The 25,561-nt window shown below is 66.8% G+C and carries 28 protein-coding genes and 4 tRNA genes; 20 read left to right on the top strand and 12 right to left on the bottom strand.

Translation table 11 applies throughout. The features are described from left to right. Nucleotides 1-27: 27 nt before the first annotated feature. From W7S_RS03385 to W7S_RS03370, 4 genes are read left to right on the top strand one after another with little or no spacing between them, the layout of a single operon-like run. The gene (locus W7S_RS03385; protein WP_008263947.1) at nt 28-450 is read left to right on the top strand and encodes a hypothetical protein; all 423 of its coding nucleotides are present in this window, start codon (nt 28-30) and stop codon (nt 448-450) included. Continuing rightward, nucleotides 447-1,793, top strand: coding sequence for a hypothetical protein (locus tag W7S_RS03380; RefSeq protein ID WP_020821580.1), 1,347 nt, complete (start codon nt 447-449; stop codon nt 1,791-1,793). The genes W7S_RS03385 and W7S_RS03380 overlap by 4 nt, the downstream gene beginning before the upstream one ends. Nucleotides 1,794-1,803: 10 nt before the next feature. After that, nucleotides 1,804-2,037: an AlpA family transcriptional regulator gene (locus tag W7S_RS27385; RefSeq protein WP_008263943.1), complete on the top strand. Its 234-nt coding sequence runs from the start codon at nt 1,804-1,806 to the stop codon at nt 2,035-2,037. Beyond that, nucleotides 2,038-3,195 carry a site-specific integrase gene (locus tag W7S_RS03370; RefSeq protein WP_008263933.1) on the top strand — a complete coding sequence of 386 codons (1,158 nt, stop codon included), beginning with the start codon at nt 2,038-2,040 and terminating at the stop codon, nt 3,193-3,195. A gap of 32 nt (nt 3,196-3,227) precedes the next feature. Here the strand turns inward: W7S_RS03370 and W7S_RS03365 are convergent. The 3 genes from W7S_RS03365 to W7S_RS03355 all read right to left on the bottom strand — a co-directional run bounded on the left by W7S_RS03365 (nt 3,228) and on the right by W7S_RS03355 (nt 3,510). Beyond that, nucleotides 3,228-3,304, bottom strand: a tRNA-Phe gene (locus W7S_RS03365). Between the two features lie 27 nt (nt 3,305-3,331). Continuing rightward, a tRNA-Asp gene (locus W7S_RS03360) sits at nt 3,332-3,408 on the bottom strand. 29 nt (nt 3,409-3,437) lie between these two features. Next, nucleotides 3,438-3,510, bottom strand: a tRNA-Glu gene (locus W7S_RS03355). Between the two features lie 124 nt (nt 3,511-3,634). On the opposite strand from W7S_RS03355, the gene W7S_RS03350 reads away from it, so the two are divergent. Continuing rightward, nucleotides 3,635-3,710: transfer RNA gene (locus tag W7S_RS03350), tRNA-Lys, on the top strand. Between the two features lie 39 nt (nt 3,711-3,749). Here the strand turns inward: W7S_RS03350 and W7S_RS03345 are convergent. Next, nucleotides 3,750-4,649, bottom strand: coding sequence for a class I SAM-dependent methyltransferase (locus W7S_RS03345; protein ID WP_014710936.1), 900 nt, complete (start codon nt 4,647-4,649; stop codon nt 3,750-3,752). A gap of 114 nt (nt 4,650-4,763) precedes the next feature. Here W7S_RS03345 and W7S_RS03340 point away from each other — a divergent pair, with 114 nt between their 5' ends. The 3 genes from W7S_RS03340 to W7S_RS25830 are packed head-to-tail and all read left to right on the top strand — an operon-like array spanning nt 4,764 to nt 5,955. Further along, nucleotides 4,764-5,264, top strand: coding sequence for a nucleoside deaminase (locus W7S_RS03340; protein ID WP_014710935.1), 501 nt, complete (start codon nt 4,764-4,766; stop codon nt 5,262-5,264). Between the two features lie 44 nt (nt 5,265-5,308). Continuing rightward, complete coding sequence (locus W7S_RS03335) at nt 5,309-5,707, top strand: metalloregulator ArsR/SmtB family transcription factor (RefSeq protein WP_020188695.1); 399 nt, start codon at nt 5,309-5,311, stop codon at nt 5,705-5,707. 44 nt (nt 5,708-5,751) lie between these two features. Then, the gene (locus W7S_RS25830) at nt 5,752-5,955 is read left to right on the top strand and encodes a hypothetical protein (protein WP_014710934.1); all 204 of its coding nucleotides are present in this window, start codon (nt 5,752-5,754) and stop codon (nt 5,953-5,955) included. Nucleotides 5,956-6,093: 138 nt separating this feature from the next. On the opposite strand, the gene W7S_RS03325 is transcribed toward W7S_RS25830, so the two are convergent. Then, the gene (locus W7S_RS03325) at nt 6,094-7,146 is read right to left on the bottom strand and encodes an oxygenase MpaB family protein (RefSeq protein ID WP_014710933.1); all 1,053 of its coding nucleotides are present in this window, start codon (nt 7,144-7,146) and stop codon (nt 6,094-6,096) included. 66 nt (nt 7,147-7,212) lie between these two features. On the opposite strand from W7S_RS03325, the gene W7S_RS03320 reads away from it, so the two are divergent. From W7S_RS03320 to phoU, 5 genes are all read left to right on the top strand, one after another. After that, nucleotides 7,213-7,827: a TetR/AcrR family transcriptional regulator gene (locus W7S_RS03320; RefSeq protein ID WP_014710932.1), complete on the top strand. Its 615-nt coding sequence runs from the start codon at nt 7,213-7,215 to the stop codon at nt 7,825-7,827. Between the two features lie 154 nt (nt 7,828-7,981). Next, nucleotides 7,982-9,004 (top strand): acyl-ACP desaturase, encoded by a 1,023-nt coding sequence (locus W7S_RS03315; RefSeq protein ID WP_014710931.1) that lies wholly within the window; start codon nt 7,982-7,984, stop codon nt 9,002-9,004. A 7-nt stretch (nt 9,005-9,011) separates the two neighbouring features. Beyond that, nucleotides 9,012-10,145, top strand: a complete 1,134-nt coding sequence (gene dusB, locus W7S_RS03310) for a tRNA dihydrouridine synthase DusB (RefSeq protein ID WP_014710930.1) — start codon at nt 9,012-9,014, stop codon at nt 10,143-10,145. A 203-nt stretch (nt 10,146-10,348) separates the two neighbouring features. Continuing rightward, nucleotides 10,349-12,454 (top strand): LCP family protein, encoded by a 2,106-nt coding sequence (locus W7S_RS03305; protein ID WP_014710929.1) that lies wholly within the window; start codon nt 10,349-10,351, stop codon nt 12,452-12,454. Between the two features lie 58 nt (nt 12,455-12,512). Next, nucleotides 12,513-13,181 carry a phosphate signaling complex protein PhoU gene (gene phoU, locus W7S_RS03300; protein WP_008263921.1) on the top strand — a complete coding sequence of 223 codons (669 nt, stop codon included), beginning with the start codon at nt 12,513-12,515 and terminating at the stop codon, nt 13,179-13,181. On the opposite strand, the gene pstB is transcribed toward phoU, so the two are convergent. From pstB to W7S_RS03270, 6 genes are all read right to left on the bottom strand, one after another. Next, nucleotides 13,178-13,954: a phosphate ABC transporter ATP-binding protein PstB gene (gene pstB / locus W7S_RS03295; RefSeq protein WP_008263919.1), complete on the bottom strand. Its 777-nt coding sequence runs from the start codon at nt 13,952-13,954 to the stop codon at nt 13,178-13,180. The two genes, phoU and pstB, sit on opposite strands and share 4 nt — an antisense overlap. 12 nt (nt 13,955-13,966) lie before the next feature. After that, a complete protein-coding gene (gene pstA / locus W7S_RS03290; RefSeq protein WP_014710928.1) occupies nt 13,967-14,881 on the bottom strand; it encodes a phosphate ABC transporter permease PstA in 915 nt (304 codons plus the stop codon). Beyond that, nucleotides 14,878-15,921, bottom strand: coding sequence for a phosphate ABC transporter permease subunit PstC (gene pstC / locus W7S_RS03285; protein ID WP_036454606.1), 1,044 nt, complete (start codon nt 15,919-15,921; stop codon nt 14,878-14,880). Before pstC ends, pstA begins: the two co-directional genes overlap by 4 nt. Before the next feature lie 15 nt (nt 15,922-15,936). Then, the gene (gene pstS / locus W7S_RS03280) at nt 15,937-17,061 is read right to left on the bottom strand and encodes a phosphate ABC transporter substrate-binding protein PstS (protein ID WP_014710926.1); all 1,125 of its coding nucleotides are present in this window, start codon (nt 17,059-17,061) and stop codon (nt 15,937-15,939) included. A 164-nt stretch (nt 17,062-17,225) separates the two neighbouring features. Beyond that, nucleotides 17,226-18,155 (bottom strand): mycothiol synthase, encoded by a 930-nt coding sequence (gene mshD, locus W7S_RS03275; RefSeq protein WP_014710925.1) that lies wholly within the window; start codon nt 18,153-18,155, stop codon nt 17,226-17,228. Then, entirely contained in the window at nt 18,152-18,940 is a 789-nt protein-coding gene (locus tag W7S_RS03270) for a response regulator transcription factor (protein WP_014710924.1), read from the bottom strand. The genes mshD and W7S_RS03270 overlap by 4 nt, the downstream gene beginning before the upstream one ends. Before the next feature lie 169 nt (nt 18,941-19,109). Between W7S_RS03270 and lmeA the strand changes: the two genes are divergently transcribed. From lmeA to W7S_RS03235, 6 genes are all read left to right on the top strand, one after another. Continuing rightward, nucleotides 19,110-19,922 (top strand): mannan chain length control protein LmeA, encoded by an 813-nt coding sequence (lmeA, locus tag W7S_RS03265; RefSeq protein ID WP_014710923.1) that lies wholly within the window; start codon nt 19,110-19,112, stop codon nt 19,920-19,922. A gap of 49 nt (nt 19,923-19,971) precedes the next feature. Further along, a complete protein-coding gene (locus tag W7S_RS03260) occupies nt 19,972-20,406 on the top strand; it encodes a thioredoxin family protein (RefSeq protein WP_014710922.1) in 435 nt (144 codons plus the stop codon). Between the two features lie 224 nt (nt 20,407-20,630). Continuing rightward, nucleotides 20,631-21,101 (top strand): DUF4395 domain-containing protein, encoded by a 471-nt coding sequence (locus W7S_RS03255; protein ID WP_014710921.1) that lies wholly within the window; start codon nt 20,631-20,633, stop codon nt 21,099-21,101. A 37-nt stretch (nt 21,102-21,138) separates the two neighbouring features. After that, nucleotides 21,139-21,972 (top strand): sulfurtransferase, encoded by an 834-nt coding sequence (locus tag W7S_RS03250; protein WP_014710920.1) that lies wholly within the window; start codon nt 21,139-21,141, stop codon nt 21,970-21,972. 1 nt (nt 21,973) lies between these two features. Beyond that, nucleotides 21,974-22,276, top strand: coding sequence for a DUF1416 domain-containing protein (locus W7S_RS03245; RefSeq protein ID WP_008263909.1), 303 nt, complete (start codon nt 21,974-21,976; stop codon nt 22,274-22,276). Nucleotides 22,277-22,422: 146 nt separating this feature from the next. Further along, nucleotides 22,423-23,109, top strand: coding sequence for an FABP family protein (locus W7S_RS03235; protein WP_014710919.1), 687 nt, complete (start codon nt 22,423-22,425; stop codon nt 23,107-23,109). Nucleotides 23,110-23,364: 255 nt separating this feature from the next. On the opposite strand, the gene W7S_RS03230 is transcribed toward W7S_RS03235, so the two are convergent. After that, nucleotides 23,365-24,234, bottom strand: a complete 870-nt coding sequence (locus W7S_RS03230) for an aminodeoxychorismate lyase (RefSeq protein WP_014710918.1) — start codon at nt 24,232-24,234, stop codon at nt 23,365-23,367. A 142-nt stretch (nt 24,235-24,376) separates the two neighbouring features. Here W7S_RS03230 and W7S_RS03225 point away from each other — a divergent pair, with 142 nt between their 5' ends. Continuing rightward, the gene (locus W7S_RS03225; RefSeq protein WP_014710917.1) at nt 24,377-25,471 is read left to right on the top strand and encodes a folate-binding protein YgfZ; all 1,095 of its coding nucleotides are present in this window, start codon (nt 24,377-24,379) and stop codon (nt 25,469-25,471) included. The last annotated feature ends 90 nt before the right edge of the window (nt 25,472-25,561 follow it).

The following is a 25,561-nucleotide window of genomic DNA, read 5'->3' as shown; positions in this document are numbered from 1 at the left end:
AGAGCAGTTCTCATGAAAGGTCGACAAATGTCTGTGCCGAAATGGCTCAAGGTGTCACACCAGCAGGTTTTCCCACGCAAAGCGTTTGTGGTGTCCGACGTGACGGCGGTGATCGATTACGAGCGGTCGACGAAGGACAACAAGGTCCAGGCGACTGATCGAGAATCAGGCGCTCCGTTGTGGCAGGTCGAAGTCCTCGACGGCGACCCGACAGCTAGTAAGCGAGCGCGCACTCTCACCGTCAAGTTCGCAACGCCCAAGCAGCCTGTGTGCCCACCGAACACTGCCGGAATGCCCTTCACACCAGTGATTTTCGAGGAACTATACATATTGCCGTACGTAGACCGTTCGAGCGAATCCGGCCGCATCGCGTGGTCGTTTCGGGCCTCGGGTATGACTGCGGACACCGGCAAGGCGGGGTCCTCAGCGGGAGACCGGGTGTCAGCATGAGTCCGTACGACCCCGTAGTACCTAGCGATCCGTATTCGATTCCAGATCCCGACGCCGGCATCGACTTCTTTGACCTCACGCACCTGCTGGCGGTCGGCGCCATGTGGCTCATTGCGGTGATCGGCGTGGTCGCCGTTTCGCTCGTCGTTTGGAGAGTGCGTTCCCCCGCCACATTTGGGCGTTATGTTGCAACACCAGCATGTCGGGCCCGATGGCTGATCTGGGCATCGATCTCCTGGCCACGGGTTGCCAAGGCCTGCGGGTTGTCGACTCCCGAGCACGTCACACGCACGGACGCACAGGGCAAGAGCAGGACGAGGACAGTTTGGACTCATCCTCGCCTTCTCGGGGTGAGCATGTTCGGCGACTGCCTACGGATGACAGTCCGAACACGGACCGGCCAGACGGTGGACGACCTCGAAAACGCGGTCCCCGCAATTCGTGACGCTGTCGGGGCGCATTCCGCCCGCTCGACACTGATCGGCCCCGGCACGGTTCGCGTGGAATTCGTTATGAAACAATGCCTTTCAGAGGCAGAGACCGCTGCATTCCCAACCAGCGTCGAGCCGACGGGCGTCGAGGTCGGCCGGCGTGAGAATGGGTCGGCATGGACTCTGCGCGTCGCCGGCCTGCACACCCTCACTGTTGGGTGCTCGGGTGCGGGCAAGGGCTCCGTTTTTTGGGGCATTGCAGGCGGATTAGGCCCAGCCATCAAGGCGGGAACCGTGCGGCTGTTCGCCGTGGATCTCAAGTACGGGATCGAAGTGTCAGTCGGGTCTGCACTATTCAGCGGCATTGCGACGACCGAGGCCAACGCCGCGAGACTGCTGACCAACTTGGAGGAGCTACTAGACAGCCGCGGTCGCAGGATGGCCGGCCGAGCGCGTTCGCACACACCGAGCACCGCCGAACCGCTCGTCGTGCTGCTCATCGATGAATTCGCGGGCTTGACCGCATACATGACGGACGCGGCACTGAGGAAGCAAGTTGCGGGCTCACTCTCACGCATCCTGACAAAGGGTAGGGCTGTAGGCATCGTGGTCGCCGCATTCATGCAGGACCCTCGCAAGGAGATTCTGCCCATGCGCGGGTTGTTCACCCAAACCGTCGCACTGCGGCTGCGCTCACGCGACGAAGTCGCCATGGTCTTGGGTGACGGCCTCGCCGACGCCGCCCCCGCGCATCGGATCAACCCAAATGAGCCTGGTACCGGATACGTCATCGCCGAAGACGGGTCAACGATGCGAGTACGCGCCGACTTCTGGCCCGATTCGCTAATCCGTTCTGTCGCACAAGAATACGGGCCTACAAGCTCAAGTCGCGCTGGTTCAGCAGAGAACTGAGGACATCGGCATGACAACCCTCGGCATCAAAACCAGCGCCACCGCGACAGCGACCTTTCCAGAGCTTCTAACAGCGGAGCAGGTGGCCGAGCTGCTTGGCGTGTCCGCTGCGACGGTGAGTCGATGGGGCGCATTGCGCGAACACGGCGCAGACGTGGGACCGCCCTGCTACACGCTATCTGATCGCGTAAGACGTTGGGACGCAGCTGAAGTCCGCGCATGGCTTCGTAAGGTGCGTCGCTAAGTGGCCGGATCGGTCCCGCGCGGTATCCGAAAGCGGATCAATTCGGCCGGTCTGCCGCGCTATCAAGTGCGCTACCTGGTGCGTGATTCAGACTCCCCGTCGGGATGGGCTGAGACGTCGTCGACGTTCGCCACCTTGCGAGAAGCGCGGGCATTCAAGGCCGACCGGGATGGCGAAGCGGCGATCGGCGCCAGACGCTTCGACCCCCGACTTGGCCGGGCCAAACTCGCCGCTGTCTGGACGCAATACAGCGCGTTGAAACGCCCCGCAGTGTCGCCCAAGACCTGGAGCGGCTACACCCAGCATTGGGAACTACGCATCAGTCCGCGTTTCGGCCACGTCCCGGTTGATGAAATCAGCCGAAAGGATATACAGCAATTCATCGATTCCATGACCGTCGGTCCCTGGGCCAAACTCGCCACGCTGCGGCTGCTGCGGTCGATTCTCGACATGGCGCGCGAGGACGGTCGAATCCACAGCAACCCGGCTGACGGGGTGTCATCCGGGCGGATACCCACCCGAGAACGCCACCGCTATCTGACCGCCACCGAAGTCGCCGCCCTGGCAGCCGCATGCGGCGACCACGGCGACGTGGTGATCATCCTCGCCTTCACCGGCCTGCGCTGGTCCGAACTCGTCGGCCTGCGGGTCGGCGACATCGACCTAACTGCGCGTCGGCTCTATGTCCGCCAGGCCGCGCCAGAAGTGGAAGGCCGGATCATCGTCGGGCCGCCAAAAACTCGCGCCGCCGCCCGAACCGTCCCACTCCCCCAAATCGTCATCGACGCGCTCAAACCAAGGATCGATAATCGCGCGCCCACAGAACATGCAATCACCTCGCCAAATGGCGGGTTCCTCAGATCAAACAACTGGCGCCGGCATACCGACTGGAACGAAGCCCTAAAGAAAACCGGACTGGTGCCGCTGACGATTCACGACCTGCGCCACACCTACGCCAGCCTGGCCCGGGCCTCCGGCGCCGACCTCCGCTACGTCCAGAAGACGATGGGGCACTCGACGCCGACCGTCACCGCGAACATCTACAGCGACCTCTATTCAGACGAACTCGACCACGTAGCCACGAATCTCGACCGGCTTCAGGACGTCGCCAAAAACCGGGCGAACGGACAGGAACCGGACACACCGAACCATCCATAGAGTGCCATCACCGCGTCCGTGCAGCTCAAGACTGGTGGCCAGGGGCGGGATCGAACCGCCGACCTTCCGCTTTTCAGGCGGACGCTCGTACCGACTGAGCTACCTGGCCGGAAGGCAGCGAGTGCCTCGCCGCGCTTGGCGACCCTGACGGGACTCGAACCCGCGACCTCCGCCGTGACAGGGCGGCGCGCTAACCAACTGCGCCACAGGGCCTTGCTGCTGCTCCGCGTCACCGCGTCGCGTACCCCCAACGGGATTCGAACCCGTGCTACCGCCGTGAAAGGGCGGCGTCCTAGGCCACTAGACGATGGGGGCCAGAACCGAATCACTCCGGGGTACTCGCAACGTGGTTTCGTTGGGAGCCACGTCAGCTTAGGTCACGGTGTGCCCAATCCTCAAACGAGCCGGGTTTTCGGTCCAAGTATCCTGAATCTTCGCGGCCCCTATAGCTCAGTTGGTAGAGCTACGGACTTTTAATCCGCAGGTCCTAGGTTCGAGTCCTAGTGGGGGCACCACATCGCGCATCGCGTGGGCCGTGCGCGACCGATGACCGCTCATCGCCCGAGCACAGCGCTGCAGTACGTGACGTCGGCGAAGGCCGCGGCGACGTCGTCGTCGGCGTAGACGAAACCGTTCGCCGCGTGCAGATCCGCGACCGTCGTCGACGACGTCTGCCAGCCGCGCTGGTTCAGGTGGTCGACGATGTGGCTGCGCTGGCCGTGATACACGAGGTCGTTGAAGTCGATCTCGAAGCCGAGTTCGCTCATCCGGTCGTGGTGAGCACGCCACCGCGGGTCGGCGAAAACCGCGGTGTCGGGCACGAATTCGAAAGCGAGACGACTGCCGGGGGCGCTCAGCGAGGTGACGTTGTCGAACAGCGCATCCTGAGCGTCGTCCGGCAGATAGACCACCAGGCCTTCGGCGCTCCACGCGGAGGGGGCCTGGGGATCGAATCCCGCGGCCCGCAGGGCCGAGGCCCAGTCGTCGCGCAGATCGATCGCGACGGTGCACCGCTGCGCGGTCGGCTTGGCGCCCAGATCGCCCAGGGTCAGGGTCTTGAACTCGATGACCTCTGGCATGTCGACCTCGTAGACGACGGTGCCGGCCGGCCAGGGCAGCCGGTAGGCGCGGGAATCCAGGCCCGACGCGAGGATCACCACCTGGCCGATGCCGCTGCGGGTGGCATCCAGAAAGAATTGGTCATAGAACCGGGTTCGGCAGGCCATTCCCTGCGCCATTCGCCGGGGATCGAACTCCGTGTTCCCGCTGGCCTCGATTTCGCCGTTCACCAGGCGGACGTAGACGTCGATGCCGACCGCCCGCACCAGCGGCGCGGCATAGGGGTCGTCGATCAACTTCGCCTCGGAGGACAGCGCCCGCTGGGCGGCCACCATGGTCGCCGTCGCCCCGACGCTTGTCGCCAGGTCCCAACGATCACGATCGGTGCGCGCCATGATGCCCCTTCAGTCGGGTCCGAAAAAAGATAGACAATCTAGTTAACATCACAGGCTCGGTGTGGCGGCCGACGGGGCTACCCTCCGACTTATCTGCTGCACTCCGGAGGACCCGTGACCGACTTCGCTCAACGAACGATCGAACTGGCTCGTCGCAACGTGGCCGAAGGCGGCCGGCCGTTCGCCACGGTGATCGTGCGGGGCGGCGAGGTGCTCGCCGAGAGCGCCAACCGAGTGGCCCAGACGAGCGACCCCACCGCCCACGCCGAGATCCTCGCCATCCGCGAGGCCTGCATGAAGCTGGGCACCGAGCACCTCGTCGACGCCACGATCTACGTGCTCGCCCACCCGTGCCCGATGTGCCTGGGCTCGCTGTATTACTGCTCGCCCCGGGAGGTCGTGTTCCTGACCACGCGCGAAAGCTACGAGCAGTACTACGCCGATGACCGCAAGTACTTCGAGTTGTCCACCTTCTATGACGAATTCTCCAAGGACTGGGAGGATCGGCGCCTGCCGATGCGCTACGACCCGCACGAGGGGGCGATAGAGGTCTACCGGCTGTGGAACGAGCGCAATGGCGGCCGGCGCCAGACGACGGTTGTCCCGCCGGCCTGAGCCGCCCCCTTGGCAGCCCCGCTAGCCTTCGCTAGTATTTGCGTATGCATGCAGGTAATAGCAAAGGGCGTCTTCCCGACGACCAGGCCGGCCTGGTGGTCGAGGTCTTCCGGATGCTGGCCGATGCCACCCGCGTGCAGGTGCTCTGGTCGTTGACCGACCACGAGATGTCGGTCAACGAACTCGCCGAGCACGTGGGCAAGCCGGCGCCGTCGGTTTCCCAGCACCTCGCGAAGTTGCGGATGGCACGTCTGGTCCGCACCCGCCGGGAGGGCACGACGATCTTCTACAGCCTGGAGAACGACCACGTGCGCCAGCTCGTCATCGACGCCGTTTTCAACGCCGAGCACGCCGGACCCGGGGTCCCCGGCCATCACCGCGGCGACGACGGGCTAAAGGCGGTAGCCGAATCGTCGAACCGACACCGCAGCAGCGGCCGCTGAGTCGGCCGGAGGCACAAGGCATTTCACGCAAGGAGGCATCACCGATGAGCGAAGAGCACACCCACGACGCGCCCCACGCGCACGAGCATCGGCACGGCGACGTGACGCACGCCCACGCACACACGTCCCACGAGCACGACCACGTGGAGCACGAACACTCCCACGCGCACGCCGACGGGACCGAACACACCCATCGGCACGTGCACCAGGCCGGGCTGGAGGACGTTCACGGCCACGCCCACGCCTAGCGCGGACGACGACCGTACGCGCTAGACCGAATTGCCGCACTCCTCCTCACCCCGCTTCGCGGGCTGCATCGTCGTACGGCTAGACCGAATTGCCGCACTCCTCCTCACCCCGCTTCGCGGGCTGCATCGTCGTACGGCTCAAGACACCATCGGGCAGTAGTGCTTGGGGTCCCCGCGCTCGTCGATCGGCGGCAGATTGCGCGCGGGCGTTTGCACCAGCGGGGTATCGAGCGGGATTCGCCCGCTGGCGCGGTCCAACCCGGCACGCGCCCGCGGGTGCTTGCGGAATCTGCTTGGCACCAGGGCGAATACGAAACGAACCAGGTCGCCAAAACGCCGGTGCAACCACTCGTCGCGGCGCGACCACCGGTAGCCCATCAGCTCCCGCACCGGGGGGTCGTAGAGGCCGACGGTCAGCCAGACGAAGAACGGGGCCATCAGTTTGCGCTGCAAGGCCCACAAGGGTTCCGGAATCCATTGCGCGAAAGGCGGTTTGGGCAACTCGCTGAGGTCGAGCACGGCCCGTGCCGCCTCGTTGCTTTCCAGCACGTTGCGGCACATGTGGTCCCAGTAGGCCTGGAACTCCTCCCACGACTTCGGCACGGGCCGCATGCTCATGCCGTACATGCGGTACCACTCGACATGTTCGTCGAACAGCTGACGCTTTTGCGCCTCGGTGATCCCACCGCAAAACCGTTCGGCCACGTGAATGGTGCCCATAAAGAAGGTGGAATGCGCCCAGTAGAAGACGTCGGGGTTCAGGGCGTGGTAGCGGCGGCCCTGGTCATCGACGCCCTTGATGTCGGTGTGGTAGTCGCGGACTTCGGCGCCGGTCATGGGGGCGCGCTCACCGTCGAAGACGACCCCGCCGATGGGATACAGCGAACGCAGCAGACGCGGCCACCGCTCGCGGAAGAAGGTGGAGTGGTCGAGCACCGCCGCGCCGAGTTGGGGGTGCATGTTCTGCATCGATCCGGCCCATGGGCCCTGCAGCATGCCCCGCCAGTCCCCGAAATAACGCCAGGTCAGGGAATCGGGTCCCAGCGGTGTTGGCGGCGCGTCGTAGCCCAGTGGCGATACGGGGCAGCCGCCCGCGACACCGTTGGAGCCGTCGGCCGGCCCGCCAGACTGCTCAGGGGCGCCGGTCGCGTCGCTGGTCAGGGGGCGCGATGCGGACGTATCTTGAGTCACTATTGGATTCCTGTAGGTATCTGAATTTTTGACTACAGCCGTTGTCATTTTCAGCTTAGGAGCGATGTGCAGACGGGTCAACGACGGGGCCGCTGGACCGGCGTCCCCTTGGAGAGTCGCCTCGCGCTTCGCCGTGACAACCTGATCAGCGCCGGCGTGCAGCTGCTCGGCGGTTCCGGGGGGCCGGCGCTGACCGTTCGCGCGGTGTGCCGCAAGGCCGCGCTGACCGAACGCTACTTCTACGAAAGCTTCGCCGACCGTGACGAATTCGTGCGCGCGGTCTATGACGACGTCTGCACGCGGGCAATGAACACCCTGACGTCGGCGACGACCCCGCGAGAGGCCGTCGAACGCTTCGTCGAGCTGATGGTGGACGACCCGGTCCGGGGGCGGGTGCTGTTGCTGGCGCCGGCGGTGGAGCCGGTGCTGGTGCGGTCGGGCGCGGAGTGGATGCCCAATTTCATCGACCTGCTGCAGCGCAAGCTGTCCCGGATCGGCGATGCCGTGCTGCAGAAAATGATCGCCACCAGCCTGGTCGGTGGCCTGTCGAGCCTGTTCACCGCCTACCTGCACGGGCAACTCGGGGCGACGCGCAAACAGTTCATCGACTACTGCATCAACATGCTCTACATCACCGCGGCGCCGTACGTCCCCGCCGGAGAGCTCGGCAAGTCGCAGTAGCGGGTTTTCATTCGGGCCGGATCGGCAAGCCGTAAAACTGGTGGTTGATCGCGATGTCAAACCGTTATCGACCACGCCTGGCGAGGAACTTGCTGCTACCGAAGTACACAGATATATTGACTGCTACCCATCGACACAGATAACTGGAGGCACTATGTCAGCCGAGCTGACAAACCTACAGCTGCTGCACGAACTCCAGCCGGTCGTCGAGAAGTACCTGAACCGGCACGAGAGCATGCACAAGAACTGGAACCCGCACGACTACATCCCGTGGTCGGACGGAAAGAACTTCTATGCGCTCGGTGGGCAGGACTGGGAGCCGGGACAATCCAAGCTCTCGGACGTCGCCCAGGTGGCGATGGTGCAGAACCTGATGACCGAGGACAACCTGCCGTCCTATCACCGCGAGATCGCGATGAACTTCAGCATGGACGGCCCCTGGGGCCAATGGGTCAACCGGTGGACCGCGGAGGAGAACCGGCACGGGATCGCGCTGCGCGACTACTTGGTGGTCACGCGCGCGGTCGACCCGTACGAATTGGAAAAGCTGCGCATCGAGGTGGTCAACCGCGGCTTCAGCCCCGGCCAGAACCACCAGGTTCGCGAAGACCTGTTCGCCGAGAGCCTGTTCGATTCGGTCACCTACGTGACCTTCCAGGAGTTGGCGACGCGGATCTCGCACCGCAACACCGGTAAGGCGTGCAACGACACGATCGCCGACCAGTTGCTGGCCAAGATCTCGGCCGACGAGAACCTGCACATGATCTTCTACCGCGACGTCACCGAGGCCGGGTTCGAGATCGCGCCCAATCAGGCGATGAAGTCGCTGCACAAGGTGTTGCGCAACTTCCAGATGCCCGGCTACCAGGTGCCCGAGTTCCGGCGCAAGGCCGTGATGATCGCCGTGGGCGGCGTGTACGCCCCGCGCATCCACCTCGACGAGGTCGTCATGCCGGTGTTGAGGAAATGGCGCATCTTCGAGCGTGAGGACTTCTCGGGTGAGGCCGCCGCCTTGCGCGACGACCTCGGGGTGCTGATCAAGGAGCTGGAGCAGACCTGCGACAAGTTCGAGGTCTCCAAGCAGCGCCAGCTCGACCGGGAAGCCCGCACCGGCAAGAGGACCACAGCCGTCGAGCTGCATCAGACGGCGGGCACGCTGACCATGAGCCGGCGGTAACCAAGCGGTGCGCATCGGTTCCATCGCGCTCGCGAGCCCGGTGGTTCTGGCACCGATGGCTGGCGTCACCAACGTCGCCTTCCGGACGCTGTGCCGTGAGCTGGAGCAATCCAAGGTCGGCACCGTCAGCGGCCTCTACGTCTGCGAGATGGTGACGGCCCGCGCGCTCGTCGAGCGTCACCCGGTCACCATGCACATGACCACGTTCGCCCCCGACGAGTCGCCCCGGTCGCTGCAGCTCTACACCGTCGACCCCGCGACCACCTACGCGGCCGCCAAGATGATCGCCGACGAAGGCCTGGCCGATCACATCGACATGAATTTCGGCTGCCCGGTGCCCAAGGTGACCAAGCGCGGCGGCGGGTCGGCGCTGCCCTACAAGCGGCGGCTGTTCGGCCAGATCGTCGCCGCCGCCGTGCGCGCCACCGAGGGCACCCAGATACCGGTGACCGTCAAGTTCCGCATCGGCATCGACGACGAGCACCACACGCACATCGACGCCGGCCGCATCGCCGAAGCCGAGGGCGCCGCCGCGGTCGCGCTGCACGCCCGCACCGCGGCGCAGCGCTATTCCGGCACCGCCGATTGGGACGAGATCGCCCGCCTCAAGCAGCATGTGCGCACGATCCCGGTGCTCGGCAACGGCGACATCTACGACGCCAGCGACGCCCTGACGATGATGGCCGCCACCGGATGCGACGGCGTGGTCATCGGCCGCGGCTGCCTGGGCCGCCCGTGGCTTTTCGCCGAGCTGTCGGCGGCTTTCACCGGCAGCCCTCCGCCCACACCACCGACGCTGGGCGAGGTCGCCGACATCGTCCGCCGGCACGGCCAGCTGCTGGCCGCGCACTTCGGCGAGGACAAGGGCATGCGCGACATCCGCAAGCACATCGCGTGGTACCTGCACGGCTTTCCCGCCGGCTCCGAGCTGCGCCGAGCGCTGGCAATGGTCAAGACGCTCGACGAGCTGGACCGCCTTCTCGACCGGTTGGACGCCGACGTGCCCTTCCCGGACGAGGCGAGCGGGCCCCGGGGCCGGCAGGGTTCACCCGCCCGGGTCGTGCTCCCGGAAGGCTGGCTGGACGACCCCGACGACTGCACGGTGCCGGCCGGCGCCGACGTCATGCACTCCGGCGGCTGAGTCCACCGGCTCGAAATCGCTTCCGGACCGATAACTCAGTACGATGTGGGCTTTGTTGCATGCGCTTGGACGGCGGATGATTTTGTGCCGCCGCACGGGCGCGACGAAAACGGATGGCACGAGCCGTCACACGAGCGGCGCCGCGCTGCCACCACGCACGGACACGCTGACGTCTGCATCAGAGCTTCGGAGGCCGGTAGGACATGAGTGACGGCGAGCGCGACGCCACTCGTAACGGTCGGCACGCACCGGGCGAGGTTCACGCCCAACCGATCCCGACGGGCCCGTCGCCCAGCCTGGGCGCCGCTCCCTGGGAGCGATTCTTCGAACCGCCGCCCGACGACAGCATCCATCGCTGGCAACCCGAAACGGCCGTCGAGCCCGCCGCGCCGCAGGACATCGACGACACCGAGCACACCGGAAGCCACGCCGGGGGCGGAGTCAGCGTCGCCGATCTGATCGCCAAGATCGGCGCCCCCGACCGGCCCATCCACCGACGCGCCGCCCCGGAGGTCGAGCCTCCCGAGCCCGAATTCTTCGAGCCCCGCCCCCAAGCCTTCCGGCCCGAGCCCGAACCACCGCTCGAGCTACAGAAAACACAGGTCATCGACGACTTCGCCTACTCGTTCGACGCGGTCTCCGAGCTTCGCGAGCTCATGGACGCCGACTACCCGAACGAGGACGAGCCCGACGAGCCGCCATCCGGCGCCGTCGACACCACCGCCGACGAGCCCAAACGCCGCCGCCCGATGCTGCTGGCCGGCCGCTCGGTGGCGGCGCTGGCCGCCGTGCTGGCGCTGGTGATGACCGGCGGGGCCTGGCAGTGGAGCACGTCGAAGAACGCCCGGCTCAACACGATCAACGCGCTCGACCCGCACTCGGACGACATCCGCGACGCGAACGGGCAATACGGCGACGAAGACTTCTTGATCGTCGGCCTCGACTCGCGCGCCGGCGACAACGCCAACATGGGCGCCGGCGACACCGACGACGCCGACGGCGCCCGCTCGGACACCGTCATGCTGGTGAACATCCCGGCCAATCGCAAACGCGTGGTGGCGGTGTCGTTCCCGCGCGACCTGGCGATCACCCCGATGCAGTGCGAGGCCTGGGACCCCACCACCGGCAAGTACGGCCCGCTCTACGACGCGAAGACGCAGACGTGGGGACCGAAGATGGTCTACACCGAGACCAAACTGAACTCCGCGTTCGCCTTCGGCGGCCCGAAGTGTCTGGTGAAGGAAATCCAGAAGCTGTCCGGATTGAGCATCAACCGCTTCATCGCCGTCGACTTCTCCGGCTTCGCGAAAATGGTGGATGCCCTCGGCGGAGTCGAGGTGTGCTCGAGCACCCCGCTGCACGACTACGAGCTGGGCACCGTGCTCGAACACGGCGGGCGCCAGGTTCTCGACGGTTCCACCGCGCTGAATTACGTGCGGGCCCGCCAGGTCACCACGGAGATCAACGGGGACTACGGCCGCATCAAGCGCCAGCAGCTGTTCTTGTCGTCGCTGCTGAGATCGTTGATCTCGGCGGACACGCTGCTTGACCTCAACAAGCTCAACAACGTCGTCAACATGTTCATCAGCGACACCGTCGTCGACAACGTGAAGTCCAAGGACCTGGTGCAGCTCGGTCAGTCGTTGCAGGGGATGGCGGCCGGCCACGTCACGTTCGTGACGGTGCCCACCGGCGTCACCGACCAGAACGGCGACGAGCCGCCGCGCATGTCCGACATGCGGGCGCTGTTCGACGCCATCATCAACGACGATCCGCTGCCGGAGGAAAACGACCAGAACGCAAAGAATTTGAGCGCATCGTCCGGCTCGGGCACGACGGGCGCGTCGAAGGCCCCGACCACCAGGAAACCGTCCCCGACGCCGGAGGCCCAACACGAACAGGTCACCACGACCTCGCCGAGCGGTGTGACCGTGCGGGTTTCCAACGCCACCACGCAGACCGGGCTGGCGGCGACCGCGACCACCCAGCTCAAGCGGGACGGCTTCAACGTGATGGCCCCCGACGACTATCCGAGTTCGGTGACCGCGACGACGGTGCTGTTCTCGCCCGGCAACGAAGAGGCCGCGGCCACCGTGGCGTCCTCGTTCGCCAACGCCAAGGTCCAGCGGGTCTCCGGCTACGGGCAGGTCGTGCAGGTGGTTCTGGGCCCGGACTTCAAGTCGGTCACCGCCCCCTCGCCGAGCGGCTCGCCGATGAGTTTGCAGATCGAACGCGGCTCGAGCAACGCGCCGGCCAAGCTCCCCGAGGACCTGACCGTCACCAACGCGGCCGACACCACCTGCGAATAAGCCGTTTTGACGGCGCTCCGCGGCCTGTCTGGGACGCGGGGAACGTATCCTTGACGACATGCGAACCGCCTACCACGAGCAACTCTCGGAGTTATCCGAGCGGCTCGGCGAGATGTGCGGCTTGGCAGGAATCGCCATGGAGCGGGCCACCCAAGCCCTGCTGCAGGCCGACTTGGTGCTGGCCGAACAAGTGATCTCCGACCACGAAGCGATCGCCGCGATGAGCGCACGCGCCGAGGAAAGCGCCTTTGTGCTGCTGGCATTGCAGGCGCCGGTGGCCGGTGATCTGCGCTCGATCGTGAGCGCCATTCAGATGGTGGCGGACATCGACCGCATGGGTGCGCTGGCGTTGCACGTCGCCAAGATCGCCCGACGGCGGCATCCCCAGCACGCCCTGCCCGAAGAGGTCAACGGCTACTTCGCCGAAATGGGCAGCATCGCAGTCGAATTGGGAAACAGCGCCCAAGAGGTGGTGTTGTCGCGCGACCCGGAGAAGGCGGCCCGGATCCGTGAAGAAGACGACGCGATGGACGATCTGCACCGGCACCTGTTCTCGGTGCTGATGGACCGGGAATGGAAGCACGGCGTGGCGGCGGCCGTCGACGTGACGTTGCTGGGCCGCTTCTACGAGCGTTTCGCCGACCACGCCGTCGAGGTGGCCAGGCGCGTCATTTTCCAGGCGACCGGCAGACTGCCCGAGGAAGAGGCGAAACCGCCGTCCAGCTAGCCGAAACGGCCCGAGATGTAGTCCTCGGTCGCCTTTTGATTCGGGTTGGAAAAGATCTTCTCGGTGTCGTCGACCTCGATCAGCCGCCCCGGTTTCCCGACGGCTTCCAGGTTGAAAAACGCGGTGTAGTCGCTGACCCGGGCCGCCTGCTGCATGTTGTGGGTGACGATGACGATCGTGTAGTCCTGCTTCAGTTCGCTGATCAGCTCCTCGATGGCCATCGTCGAGATCGGGTCCAGCGCCGAGCACGGCTCGTCCATGAGCAGCACGTCGGGCTGCACGGCGATGGCCCTGGCGATGCACAGCCGCTGCTGCTGCCCGCCGGACAGACCGCCACCGGGCCGGTCCAACCGATCCTTGACCTCGTCCCACAGGTTCGCGCCGCGCAGCGAGTATTCGGCCGTCTCATCGAGCACCTTGCGATTGCGCACCCCTTGCAGCTTGAGGCCGGCCACCACGTTGTCGCGAATTGACATGGCGGGGAACGGGTTCGGACGCTGGAACACCATCCCGATGGCCCGGCGCACACCGACCGGGTCGACACCGGCGCCGTAGATGTCCTCGTCGTCGAGCAGCACGCTGCCCTCGACGCGCCCGCCGGGCACCACCTCATGCATGCGGTTGAGGGTGCGCAGGACCGTCGTCTTGCCGCACCCCGACGGGCCGATGAACGCGGTGACGCTGCGCGGCAACACCGTCAGCGTCACCTCCGCGACGGCGTGAAACGACCCGTAGTAGATGTTGACGCCCTTGAGGTCCAACCGTTTGGCCACTACTGCTCCTGCCTATGACTTTCTGGCGCCAAGGAATTTCGCTATCACTCGAGCCACGATATTGATCGCGGCGATCACCAGGATGAGGGTTAACGCGGCACCCCACAACCGATCCGTGGGGATGGGGTTGAGGCCCGCGCCGACCGACGTCTGGTTGTACATCATGCCTGGCAGCGTCCCCATGAAGTCGCTGAAGATGTTGAAGTTCATCGATTGCGCATAGCCGACGAGGATCAACAGCGGCGCCGTCTCCCCCATCACCCGTGCCATCGCCAGCAAGATCCCGGTGACGATGCCGGAAAGCCCGGTGGGAATGACCACCCGGACGATGGTCTTCCACTTGGTGATGCCCAGGGCGTAGCTGGCCTCGCGCAGATCCACCGGAACCACCCGCAGCATTTCCTCGGTCGCCCGCACGATCACCGGCAGCATCAGCAACACCAGCGCCAGCGATACCGCGAACTCCGAGCGGGGCAGGCCCAGCGTGGCCACACACAACGCGTAGACGAACAACGCCGCCACGATCGAGGGCACCCCGCTCAGGATGTCCACCATGAACGAGGCCAACCGGCCCAGCGCGGTGCCGCCGCCGTATTCGACCAGATAGATCGCGACCATCAGACCGATCGGAATGGAGATGCCGGCGCACACCAATCCCTGCAGCACGGTGCCGACCAGCGCGTGGTAGGCGCCGCCGCCGGTCACGAAGGCCGTCATCCCGGCTTGCGAGTGCGACCACCAAACGGTCGACGTGATCGCCCTGACTCCTTTGGCGGTCACCGACCACAGCACCATCACCAGCGGCGCCACGGCCACCAGCAATGCCAGTGAAACCAGTACGGTCGCAACACGATTCGCGGTACGGCGACGCCGGGACAGCGGTGAGAACGTCCGCGACTTGAGCGGGCGGTCCAGCATCGACGTCATCGCGCGCCCTTTCGGCCCGCCCCGGCGACGGCGCCCCGGGCCAGGGCGTCGACGAGGAAGGTGAGCGCGAAGAGTGTGAGGCCCGCGGCGATGTAGGCGCCCGACTTGAACCGGTCGTCGAACTCGGCCGCGGCGCCCGCGATCTTGGTGGCGAAGGTGGAGCCGCCGTCGAACAGCGACCAGCCGAACGCCGACTGGGTGCCCCGCAAGATGATCAGCAGCGCGACCGTTTCGCCCAGCGCGCGCCCCAGCCCCAGCATCCCGCCGCTGATGTAGCCGGACCGCCCGAACGGCAGCGTGACGGTCTTGACCACTTCCCATCGGGTGGCGCCCAGCGCCAGCGCGGCTTCGATCTGGTCCTGCGGTGTCTGGACGAAGACCTCGCGGGTGACGGCGGTGACGATGGGCAGGATCATCACCGCCAAGACGATGCCGCCGGTGAAGATGGTGCCGCCGCCGGCGGCCGACGCGTTGCCGTCGGCGAACAGAAAGCACCAGCCCATGGAGCGGTTGAGCCAGGTGGCGATGGGCCGCAGTTGTGGCGCCAACACGTATAGACCCCAGGCGCCGTAGATGATCGAGGGAACCGCGGCCAGCAGATCGACCGCGTAGGCCAGCGGCGTCGCCACCCGCCGTGGCGCGTACTGGGTGATGAAGAGGGCGACGCCCAGCGCGACGGGCATGGCCAAGGTCAACGCGAACAGCGACACGAACACGGTCACCGGCAGCAGGCTGGCGATCCCGAAGTGCATCGCCGATGGGTCGGTGGTGACCCAGTTACCGCCGTAGCTGAAGAAGTTCTCGCGGTTGCGCTGCAACGCCGGTGCCGCGCGCCCGAGCAGGAAGACGGCGATCGCGGCGATCACGACGATGATCAGCACGCCCGAGGTCTGCGCGAGCCGCCGGAATATCCGGTCTCCCACATGCGGTCTGGCCTCGCCCCACGGGCTGGTGGGTGTCGTCGGCGACTCGGGAATCGACGTGGCGAGGACCGCGCCCGCGCCTGAGTCTATTGGGTTTGGCCCCGAAAACTCCGTCACTGCGATCTCACCTGGTCACTGCAGCGCATCGATCGCGGCGACCAGTCGTTCCTTGACCTTATCGGGCAGCGGAATGTAACCGGCCGAGGAAAGTTCGGCCTGCCCGCTGGTGGCGGCGATGGAGAGGAACGATTTGATTGCCCCGGCGGTCTCGGCGTCGTAGCCCTTGGAGCAGACGATCTCGTAGGTGACGAGCACCAGCGGATAGACGCCCGGCTCCTGCGAGCCGTACATGGCGTTGAGGTCGAGCAACAGGTCGTTTCCCTCGCCGAGGAATTTGGCCGCCTTGATGGCGTTTCCGGCCGTGTCGTTGGTGAGCGGGACCACCCCGCCGCGGGTGGCGATTTTGGCGTAGGACATGCGCGCCTGGTCGGCGAAGCCCTTCTGGACGTATCCGATGGCGCCCGGAATGGTCTGGACGGCCTGGATGACCCCGGACGACTTCGCCGCGCCCTCGCCGACGCCGCCCTGGAATTCCGTACCGACCCCTTTGGCCCAGCTCTGCGGGGCGGCGGCGGTCAGATACTTCTGTACGTTGTCGGTGGTTCCCGACGAGTCGGACCGGTAGATCGGCGTGATCCTGGTGTCGGGCAGGGCCACACCCGGGTTGAGCCCGACCAGGATGGGGTCGTTCCACGTGGTGATCTTGCCGGTGAAAATTTTGGCCACCGCGTCACTGCTGACCACCAGGGCCGGATTCCCCGGCAGGTTGTAGGCGAGCGCGATCGGGCCGAACACCAGGGGCAGGTCCCACGCCGGGTTCCCGCCGCACCGGCTGGCGGCCGGTCCGATCTGTTCGGCGACCAACGGAGAGTCGGCCCCCGCGAAGTCCACGTGCCCGGCGATGAACTGCTCGCGACCGGCGCCCGACCCGGTCGGGTTGTAGGCCAGACCCTTGCCCGGGCAGTACTGGCCCCACACCTGGTTGAAGACGGTGATGGCGTTCGCTTGCGCGGTCGAGCCTTCCGCCGTCAGGTTGTTCTTGCCGCCACACCCCGCGGTGCCCGCGGGGGCGGTGACGCTGGGCGCCGCGGCTCCGGGACGGTTCTCGTCGCTGCCGCAGGCGGTCAGCGCCGCGACGCCGAGTGCCGTCGCCAGCACTACCGCGGCCGCCGCCCTGCCCTGCCTGTCGAGCTTCACCGATCTCGCTTTCATGACACCGTTCAAGACGCATGTGGGCGCCGCTGGTCATCCCCTGCCAGGTTGCCCGTCGCGGCGAAAGTATGTGCCGCCCCGGCGCGCAGCAACGCCTCGGTAGCAAGGACCAGGTTAACGATCCGGCTCGATGCCCCGCGTACCCGCGGTCAGTTGGCCGCGGGTGTGACCGCGTATGCGGTGTCGACGCTGTAGGTGGTGAACCCCAAGCGCTGGTAGGTGCGCACGGCGGCGACGTTGTCCGACTCGACGTAGAGCATGACGGTGGGATCGGCGGCGTCGGCCAGGCGGCGGGCCAACCATTCGATGCCGACGGCGGTCAACGCCTGGCCCAGTCCGCGGCCCTGGGCCGACGGATCGACGCCCACGACGTACACCTCCCCCAAACCGGGCCGATCGAGGTGCACCTTCGTCCAGTGAAAACCCAGCAGCCTGCCGCCCTGATCGCCGGCGGAGTCATCGAACGCCAGAAATAAGCCGGCCGGGTCGAACCACGGTTCGTCGCGCCGCTCCGCCAGTTCGACGTCGGTCCAGCCGCCCTGCTCGGGGTGGTAGGCAAACGCGGCGTTGTTGACGCGCAGCAGCTCGGCGTCGTCGGCCGTGCCCGCATAGGTGCGGATCTGCACCCCGGGCACCGACGGCGCGGTGTCGGGGAGATCGCGCAGCGAGCGTCGCATCTGCATCAGTTCCCGCACGGGCGCCAGGCGCAGCGCGGACGCGGTCGCGCGGGCGGGCTCGAGCGTGCCGTGCGCCCAAAACCGGTTGCTCGCACCCGTTTTGGACAACGCCGCGCGAATCAGCGCGGCCCCGATCCCGCGCCGACGCGCCCGTGGGTGCACGACGAGTTCGGCCATGGCCGTCTCGCCCTCGCGGGCCGGGCTGAGATTGAGATAACCGACGATTGCGCCGGCGTCGTCCGAGGTGATCCGCAGGTGCTCGGTGCGGTCGTGTCCGAGTTCGCGCAGTACCTGCTCGCCGACGGGCGCCACCCCATCGAATTCCGTTGCAGCACCGACAAGTTCGCGCACGCCCCGCTGTTCGTCGTCGGTCAGCGTCCGGCGCCAGTCGGGCGGGATCACTGAGTGTGCAAGGGATCGACCAACGGATCTTTGACATCCTCGGAGTCGGATTCCGCATTGGATTCGCCGCCATCCGTGCCGTCGGGGTCGGACGAGTCGGCCGCCGGAGTGCGGCCGCGGGCCGGGCGGACCGCCTTGTAACCCACGTTGCGGACCGTGCCGATCAACGCCTCGTGCTCGGAACCGAGTTTGGCCCGCAGCCGACGCACGTGCACATCGACGGTGCGGGTGCCGCCGAAGAAGTCGTACCCCCACACCTCATGCAGCAACTGCGCCCGCGTGAATACCCGCCCGGCGTGCTGAGCCAGGTACTTGAGCAACTCGAATTCCTTGTAGGTGAGATCGAGGGGGCGGCCACGCAGCCGGGCGGTGTAGGTGCCTTCGTCGATCACCAACTCGCCCAGGCTCACCTTGCCGGCGCTTTCCTGGTCCGCGAGCCCGCCGCGGCGGCCGACCACCAGCCGCAGCCTCGCGTCGATCTCGGCCGGTCCGGTGGTGGGCAGCAAGATCTCGTCCAGACCCCAGTCCGCGCTGATGGCCACCAGCCCGCCTTCGCTCACCACCGCCAACACGGGAACCGACCGGCCGGCGGTGCTCAGCAGGCGGCACAGCCCACGCGCGGACGACAAATCGGTGCGCGCATCCACAATCACGGCGTCCGCCGTCCCGGCCTCGAGCAGCGAAGCTGGTTCCGGCGGCGCCGTCCGCACGGGATGCGGAAGCAGCGACAACGAGGGCAGGACCGGATCGGGATGCAGCTCCGAGGTCAGCAGTAAAAGCTCCAACTAGTCCCTCCAGCTCGGGGGAACGGCATCTCCCAAATTCACAACGCCATCACGCGTTAGTTACCAGGTCATCTAACGATAACGTGTTACCTGGTTTTTTCGCGTGGCGGACGAGCCACTGTGAGCCCCGCCACGGGCGATCCGGCCCCGCCGGGGGTTACGCCACAATATGCGGGTGCGCAAGGTGCTGATTGCCGTGACCGCGACCGCGATCCTGCTGGCCGTGGTCGCCCTCGGCGCGATCGGAGTCGACTACGGCACCAGCATCTATGCCGAATACCGGCTGTCGGCCAGCGTGCGCAAGGCGGCCAACCTGGGCAGCGACCCGTTCGTGGCCATCGTGGCGTTTCCCTTCATTCCGCAGGCCATGCGCGGCAACTACGACCAGGTGGAGATCAAGGCCAACGCCGTCGAACACGCAATGACCGGCAAAGCCACCCTCGAGGCCACGATGTACTCGGTGGATCTCGCGCATGCGGCGTGGCTGATCACGCCCGACGCGAAGCTCGCCGTGCACAAGCTGGAAAGCCGCATCATCATCGACTCGACCCACCTGGGCCGCTACCTGGGCATCAGCGACCTGATGGTCGAGGCCCCGCCCAAGGAAACCAACACCTCGACCGGCGGCGTCACCGCGTCGGGCATCTCCGACAGCCATGGGCTGGTGTTCACCGGCACGCCCAAATCCTCCGGCTTCGATCACCGCGTCAGCGTCTCGGTCGACCTGTCCATTGCCCCCGATGACCCGGCGACGTTGGTCTTCACCCCCACCGGAGTGCTGACCGGGCCGGACACCGCCGACCAGATCGTCCCCGCCGACAAGCACGACGCGGTGCTGCACGCCTTTGCGGGCAGGCTTCCCGATCAGCGGCTTCCCTTCGGCGTCGCGCCCACCACCGAGGGCGCGCGCGGCTCCGACGTCATCATCGAGGGCATCACCTATGGAGTAACGGTGTCCCTCGATGGGTTTAAACGGTCATGACGCACGCTGACGATGCCGCCGAACGCGGCGATGGCCAGGGGTGGCGCGCATGATGACGGTGATCGTGGTGACCGTCGCCGCGCTCGCCGTCGCGACGCTGCTCGGCTGGCTGTTGACACGCCGCTCCGGCAGCATCCGGGCAATCGATCCCGGGCCGGATCGCGACCCCGCCGCCGACGTCGCAGCCCTGGGACTTTCCCGCGGCGGCCCGACCGTCGTGCATTTCAGCGCCCCGTGGTGCGGGCCGTGCGACCGGGTGCGCCGGGTCGTCACCCAGGTCTGCGACGACCTGGGCGACCCGGGATCTCCGATAGCCCACGTCGAGGTCGACCTGGACGCCAATCCCGAGACCGCACGCCGTTATTCGGTGCTGTCCCTGCCCACCACGTTGATCTTCGACATCGACGGGCGGCAGCGCTACCGGACCTCGGGAGTGCCCAGCGCCGCCGACCTGCGGTCCGCCCTGAAACCGCTGTTGGCTTGACCACGGTGTCATTGGGTAAGCTGACCGACGTGTTAGCCCGCCTCGAGCCCATGCTCACCAAGCGCCGCGCAGTTGCGCTGTGCCGCACCGCGGGCTGTTGTTGTTGCTGTTGCTGCTGAGTAGCCGCGCCTTCGCGTAGCACTCGGAGCGGGCCCGGATCCCGACCGTGGCACCTCTCCCATCGTCGTTTCCGTCAGCAACAGGGGTATTCGAGGAGTAACACCTTGCCGAGCAGCAACACCGCCACGCAGCCCGACCTCGTCGACGTGCGTGGACCACGATTTGCCGCGTGGGTGACCACCGGGGTCTTGATCCTGACGCTGGTCGTGTCGGCGGTCAGCCCAGCCGCCGCGGCGGCGATCCTTGCCATCCAGGCCGTCATCTTCGCCATCGGCGCCGTCGCCGGGCCCCGCCAGCACCCCTACGGCCGGATATTCGCCGCCGTCGTCGCGCCCCGGCTGGACCCGGTGCAGGACCGCGAACCCGCCGCGCCGCTGAAGTTCGCCCAACTCGTCGGCCTGATCTTCGCCGTGCTGGGTACGGCCGGTTTCGCCGCCGGTGCCGTCCTGGTCGGCGTCATCGCCACCGCGGCCGCCCTGGCGGCCGCGTCCCTCAACGCGGCCTTCGGAATCTGCCTGGGCTGCCAGCTCTACCCACTGGTGGCCCGCTTGCGAGGCGGCGCGCGCCCCACCTGACCTGCTGTAACCAAAAGTGATCGAAAGGACCCACTCCATGGCACGCTCCGACGTCCTGGTCTCGACCGACTGGGCTGAGAGCAATCTCGACGCCTCCGGCGTCGTCTTTGTCGAAGTCGACGAGGACACCAGCGCTTACGACGCCGGTCACATCCCCGGCGCGATCAAGCTGGACTGGCGCTCCGATTTGCAGGACCCGGTCAAGCGCGACTTCGTCGACGCCCAGCAGTTCTCGAAACTGCTCAGCGAGCGGGGCATCTCCAATGACGACACCGTGATCCTCTACGGCGGCAACAACAACTGGTTCGCCGCGTACGCGTACTGGTACTTCAAGCTGTACGGCCACGAGACGGTCAAGCTGCTCGACGGCGGCCGCAAGAAGTGGGAGCTCGACGGCCGCGCACTGTCCAGCGATGCCGTCAGCAGGCCCGCGACGTCGTACACGGCGGCCGCACCGGACAACAGCATCCGGGCGTTCCGCGACGACGTCATCGCGGCCATCAACGTCAAGAACCTGGTCGACGTGCGCTCCCCCGACGAGTTTTCCGGCAAGATCCTCGCGCCCGCGCATCTGCCGCAGGAGCAAAGCCAGCGGCCCGGCCACATCCCGGGCGCCATCAACGTGCCCTGGAGCAAGGCCGCCAACGAGGACGGCACCTTCAAGTCCGACGAGGAGCTGGCCGAGCTGTACGCCGCGGCCGGCCTGGACGGCGACAAAGAAACGATCGCCTACTGCCGCATCGGCGAGCGGTCGTCGCACACCTGGTTCGTTCTCTACGAATTGCTCGGGCACAGGAATGTCAAGAACTACGACGGCAGTTGGACGGAATACGGCTCCCTGGTGGGAGCCCCGATCGAGTTGGGAAGCTGATATGTGCTCTGCACCGAAGCAAGGACTGACGTTGCCCGCCAGCGTCGACCTGGAAAAGGAAACGGTGATCACCGGCCGCGTCGTGGACGGCGATGGCCAGGCAGTGGGTGGCGCGTTCGTCCGCTTGCTGGACTCGTCGGACGAGTTCACCGCCGAGGTGGTGGCCTCGGCCACCGGTGACTTCCGGTTCTTCGCCGCTCCCGGATCCTGGACGCTGCGCGCGCTGTCGGCGGCCGGCAACGGGAACGCCGTCGTGACGCCGTCGGGCGCCGGCATCCACGAGGTCGACGTCAAGATCGCCTGATCGGCCAGCTGCCCGCGACTGTGCCGCGACGGGGCGAATAGACTTGTCCCCGTGGTGCTGTTCTTCGAGATCATGCTGGTTGTGGCGGTCGTGGTGATTTCATGGTTCGCCCTCTACACCCTCTATCGGCTCATCACTGACGAGTCGTGACGCGCGCCGGCGACGATCCAGAGCGCAGCGATGGGGAGGAACCGTTGAGTGCGGCTAGTTCCGGCGACCGGGCGGTGGCCGCCGCCGCTGAGCGCGCCAAGGTGACCGCCGGCCGCAACATCCCGTCCTTCGATGACCTGCCCCTTCCCGCCGACACCGCCAACCTGCGCGAGGGCGCGAATCTCAATGACGCGCTGCTGGCGTTGCTGCCGCTGGTCGGCGTGTGGCGCGGCGAAGGCGAGGGCCGCGGCCACGACGGCGACTACCGGTTCGGCCAGCAGATCGTGGTCTCGCACGACGGCGGCGACTATCTCAACTGGGAATCCCGCTCCTGGCGGCTGAGCGCGACGGGCGATTACCAGGAGCGCGACCTGCGTGAGACCGGTTTCTGGCGCTTCGTCAACGATCCCGACGACCCCAGCGAATCGCAGGCGATCGAGCTGCTGTTGGCCCATTCGGCGGGCTATGTCGAATTGTTCTACGGGCGCCCGCGCACCCAGTCGTCGTGGGAGCTGGTGACCGATGCGCTGGCCCGCAGCAGGTCCGGCGTGCTGGTCGGCGGCGCCAAGCGGCTCTACGGCATCGTCGAGGGCGGCGATCTGGCCTATGTCGAGGAGCGGGTCGACGCCGACGGCGGCCTGGTGCCGCATCTTTCGGCGCGGTTGTCCCGGTTCGCCGGCTAGCAGCTCGGTAGCGGCCGCCGGCATGGAGCGGCCCCCGAGCCGTATTCCAGGTCGGACAAAACCGGAAGCTCGGGGGCCGGGTGACTGCGGGGAATTCGCCAGCGCATCTGTATCGCCGGCTCTTCCGAGAGCCGATGCAGCTAGCGCGCAGCCACCTCACATGTCCATGAAGCTATCAATTTCTCGGACCACCTCCTTCCTTGTGTACGGCCGACCGTACCCGCGAATCCCAGAGGCGACAACAGGATTCAGCGCTCAGCGATCGCTGACGATGGCGGCGTCGACCAACTCGGCGAAGTCCGCCGCCATCGGCGACCGCGGCAGCGGCAATCCGTTGAGGGTATGCACCCGGGCGGCCAACGTCATGCTCGAGATCAGCCAAACACCTTGCGCAGCAACCAGATCCGCGACACGCAGCGCCCGGTAATCGCAGTCGTACCCCTTGGCCCGGGCGACCTCAAACAGGGCCTGCTGGGTGGTGCCGCGCAAAATCGGATACCACGGCGGGGGCGTCAGCAGGCACGGCATGCCCTCGGGTGCATCGGAGTCGGTGGCGATCACCACGGTCGAGCGTGGGCCCTCCAGGATGTAGCCGTCCGTGCTGACGAAGATGACGTCACCGGCATCCTGGCGGGCTGCGTGACGCAGGGCGGCCATGTTCACCGCGTAGGACAGCGTCTTGGCGCCGGCCAGCAGCCACGGCATCGCGTCGACGCCCGATGCGGGCAGGCCGCGATCGAGAGTGATGGCCGCCAGTCCGTCGCGTCGGACCGCCGTGACGCGTTCGGGAACGCCGTTGACCATGACGTAGGCCGTCGGCGTCGAACCGTCCTCCCGGCCACGGCTGTAGATCAGCCGCATCGCGCCTTCGTCCGCGGTGCCCGCGCACCACTGCCGGGTGGCCGCCTCGATCGCACTACGCCAGCGCGGCAGATCCGGGGCGGGCAGATCGGTCAGCACGGCCGACTGGGTCAGCCGCTGCAGATGCGATTCGATCAGACAGGCCCGGCCGTCGCGCACCAACAGCGTCTCGAAGACGCCGTCGCCGCGCACCGCCGCCAGGTCGTCGGCGTGCAACAGCGGCGCGTCCGGCGAATGGACTTCGCCGTCCAGCGTGACGATCACACCGTTCGGGCCAGCCATGGTGGAGAAGCCTATCGGCTCACCGCTCCCGGGCCGAATGTGAAGCCGGCCGCACAGTCGTCGACGAACGTGCGGCGAGCTGCACACTCGTTGGGCGCGCACTCGACGGCCGTAGAGTTGACGTGTGAGCCACCCCGTCCCCGCACCCGATTCCGGACCCGACGCCGGCGCCGTCTGGCATTACGGTGACCCGCTGGGCGAGCAACGCGCGGCCGAAACCGACGCGATCGTGATCGACCGCTCCCACCGCGGTGTGCTCACCTTAACCGGCAACGACCGCCAGACGTGGTTGCACAGCATTTCGACGCAGCACGTCAGCAACCTGCCCGAGGGCGGCAGCACGCAGAATCTGAGCCTGGACGGTCAGGGCCGCGTCGAGGACCACTGGATCCAGACCGAGCTCGGGGGCACCACCTACCTCGACACCGAACCGTGGCGCGCCGAGCCGCTGCTGGAATACCTGCGCAAGATGGTGTTCTGGTCCGAGGTCACCCCGACCGACGCCAATCTGGCCGTGCTCTCGTTGCTGGGCCCGCGGTTGGCCGACCAAACGATCCTCGACGCGCTCGGAGTGGACGCGCTGCCCGCCGAGCTGTCCGCGGTTCCCCTCGACGGCGGGTTCGTGCGACGGATGCCCGGCACGCCTGCCGGCCCGGTCGAACTGGACCTGGTGGTTCCGCGCGCCGACGCCGGTGACTGGCGAAACCGGTTGTCGCAGGCCGGAGTGCGGCCCGGCGGCGTGTGGGCCTACGAAGCCCACCGGGTCGCGGCAGTGCGGCCACGGCTCGGCGTCGACACCGATGAACGCACGATTCCTCACGAGGTGGGTTGGATCGGCGGCCCCCGCGAGGGCGCCGTCCATCTGGACAAAGGCTGTTACCGCGGGCAAGAGACCGTCGCGCGGGTGCACAACCTGGGCAGGCCACCCCGGATGCTGGTGTTGCTGCACCTGGACGGCTCGGTGGAACGGCCGTCGACGGGCGAGCCGGTGCTGGCCGGCGGACGTACCGTCGGCCGCCTCGGCACCGTGGTCGATCACGTCGACCTCGGACCGATCGCGCTGGCGCTGCTCAAGCGCGGGCTGCCCGCCGAGACGGAATTGGCGACCGGTCCGGAGGCCGCGGTCGCCGCCGTGATCGACGTCGATTCCCTGCCTCCCACCGAACACATCGGCGCCGGGCGACTGGCCGTTGAACGGTTGCGGGGCGGTGCGGGATAATGAACGGTAACGTCCGCCACAGCGAGCAGGGGGCACCGACGCCCACTGGCGGGGCACGGTAAACTGTTGGCAGGACAATACGACACCAGG

The sequence above is a fragment of the Mycobacterium sp. MOTT36Y genome (assembly GCF_000262165.1).
Taxonomy (GTDB): domain Bacteria; phylum Actinomycetota; class Actinomycetes; order Mycobacteriales; family Mycobacteriaceae; genus Mycobacterium; species Mycobacterium intracellulare.
Note: the sequence above shows the minus strand (reverse complement) of the source record. Positions and strands in the feature narration are given on the sequence as shown.

Coding starts and splice junctions, on each gene's coding strand:
- W7S_RS03385 (WP_008263947.1), top strand. CDS start 28: ATGTCTGTGCCGAAATGGCTCAAGGTGTCACACCAGCAGGTTTTCCCA.
- W7S_RS03380 (WP_020821580.1), top strand. CDS start 447: ATGAGTCCGTACGACCCCGTAGTACCTAGCGATCCGTATTCGATTCCA.
- W7S_RS27385 (WP_008263943.1), top strand. CDS start 1,804: ATGACAACCCTCGGCATCAAAACCAGCGCCACCGCGACAGCGACCTTT.
- W7S_RS03345 (WP_014710936.1), bottom strand. CDS start 4,649: ATGGCGCGCACCGATCGTGATCGTTGGGACCTGGCGACAAGCGTCGGG.
- W7S_RS03335 (WP_020188695.1), top strand. CDS start 5,309: ATGCATGCAGGTAATAGCAAAGGGCGTCTTCCCGACGACCAGGCCGGC.
- W7S_RS25830 (WP_014710934.1), top strand. CDS start 5,752: ATGAGCGAAGAGCACACCCACGACGCGCCCCACGCGCACGAGCATCGG.
- W7S_RS03315 (WP_014710931.1), top strand. CDS start 7,982: ATGTCAGCCGAGCTGACAAACCTACAGCTGCTGCACGAACTCCAGCCG.
- W7S_RS03305 (WP_014710929.1), top strand. CDS start 10,349: ATGAGTGACGGCGAGCGCGACGCCACTCGTAACGGTCGGCACGCACCG.
- phoU (WP_008263921.1), top strand. CDS start 12,513: ATGCGAACCGCCTACCACGAGCAACTCTCGGAGTTATCCGAGCGGCTC.
- pstA (WP_014710928.1), bottom strand. CDS start 14,881: ATGACGTCGATGCTGGACCGCCCGCTCAAGTCGCGGACGTTCTCACCG.
- lmeA (WP_014710923.1), top strand. CDS start 19,110: ATGCGGGTGCGCAAGGTGCTGATTGCCGTGACCGCGACCGCGATCCTG.
- W7S_RS03260 (WP_014710922.1), top strand. CDS start 19,972: ATGATGACGGTGATCGTGGTGACCGTCGCCGCGCTCGCCGTCGCGACG.
- W7S_RS03250 (WP_014710920.1), top strand. CDS start 21,139: ATGGCACGCTCCGACGTCCTGGTCTCGACCGACTGGGCTGAGAGCAAT.
- W7S_RS03245 (WP_008263909.1), top strand. CDS start 21,974: ATGTGCTCTGCACCGAAGCAAGGACTGACGTTGCCCGCCAGCGTCGAC.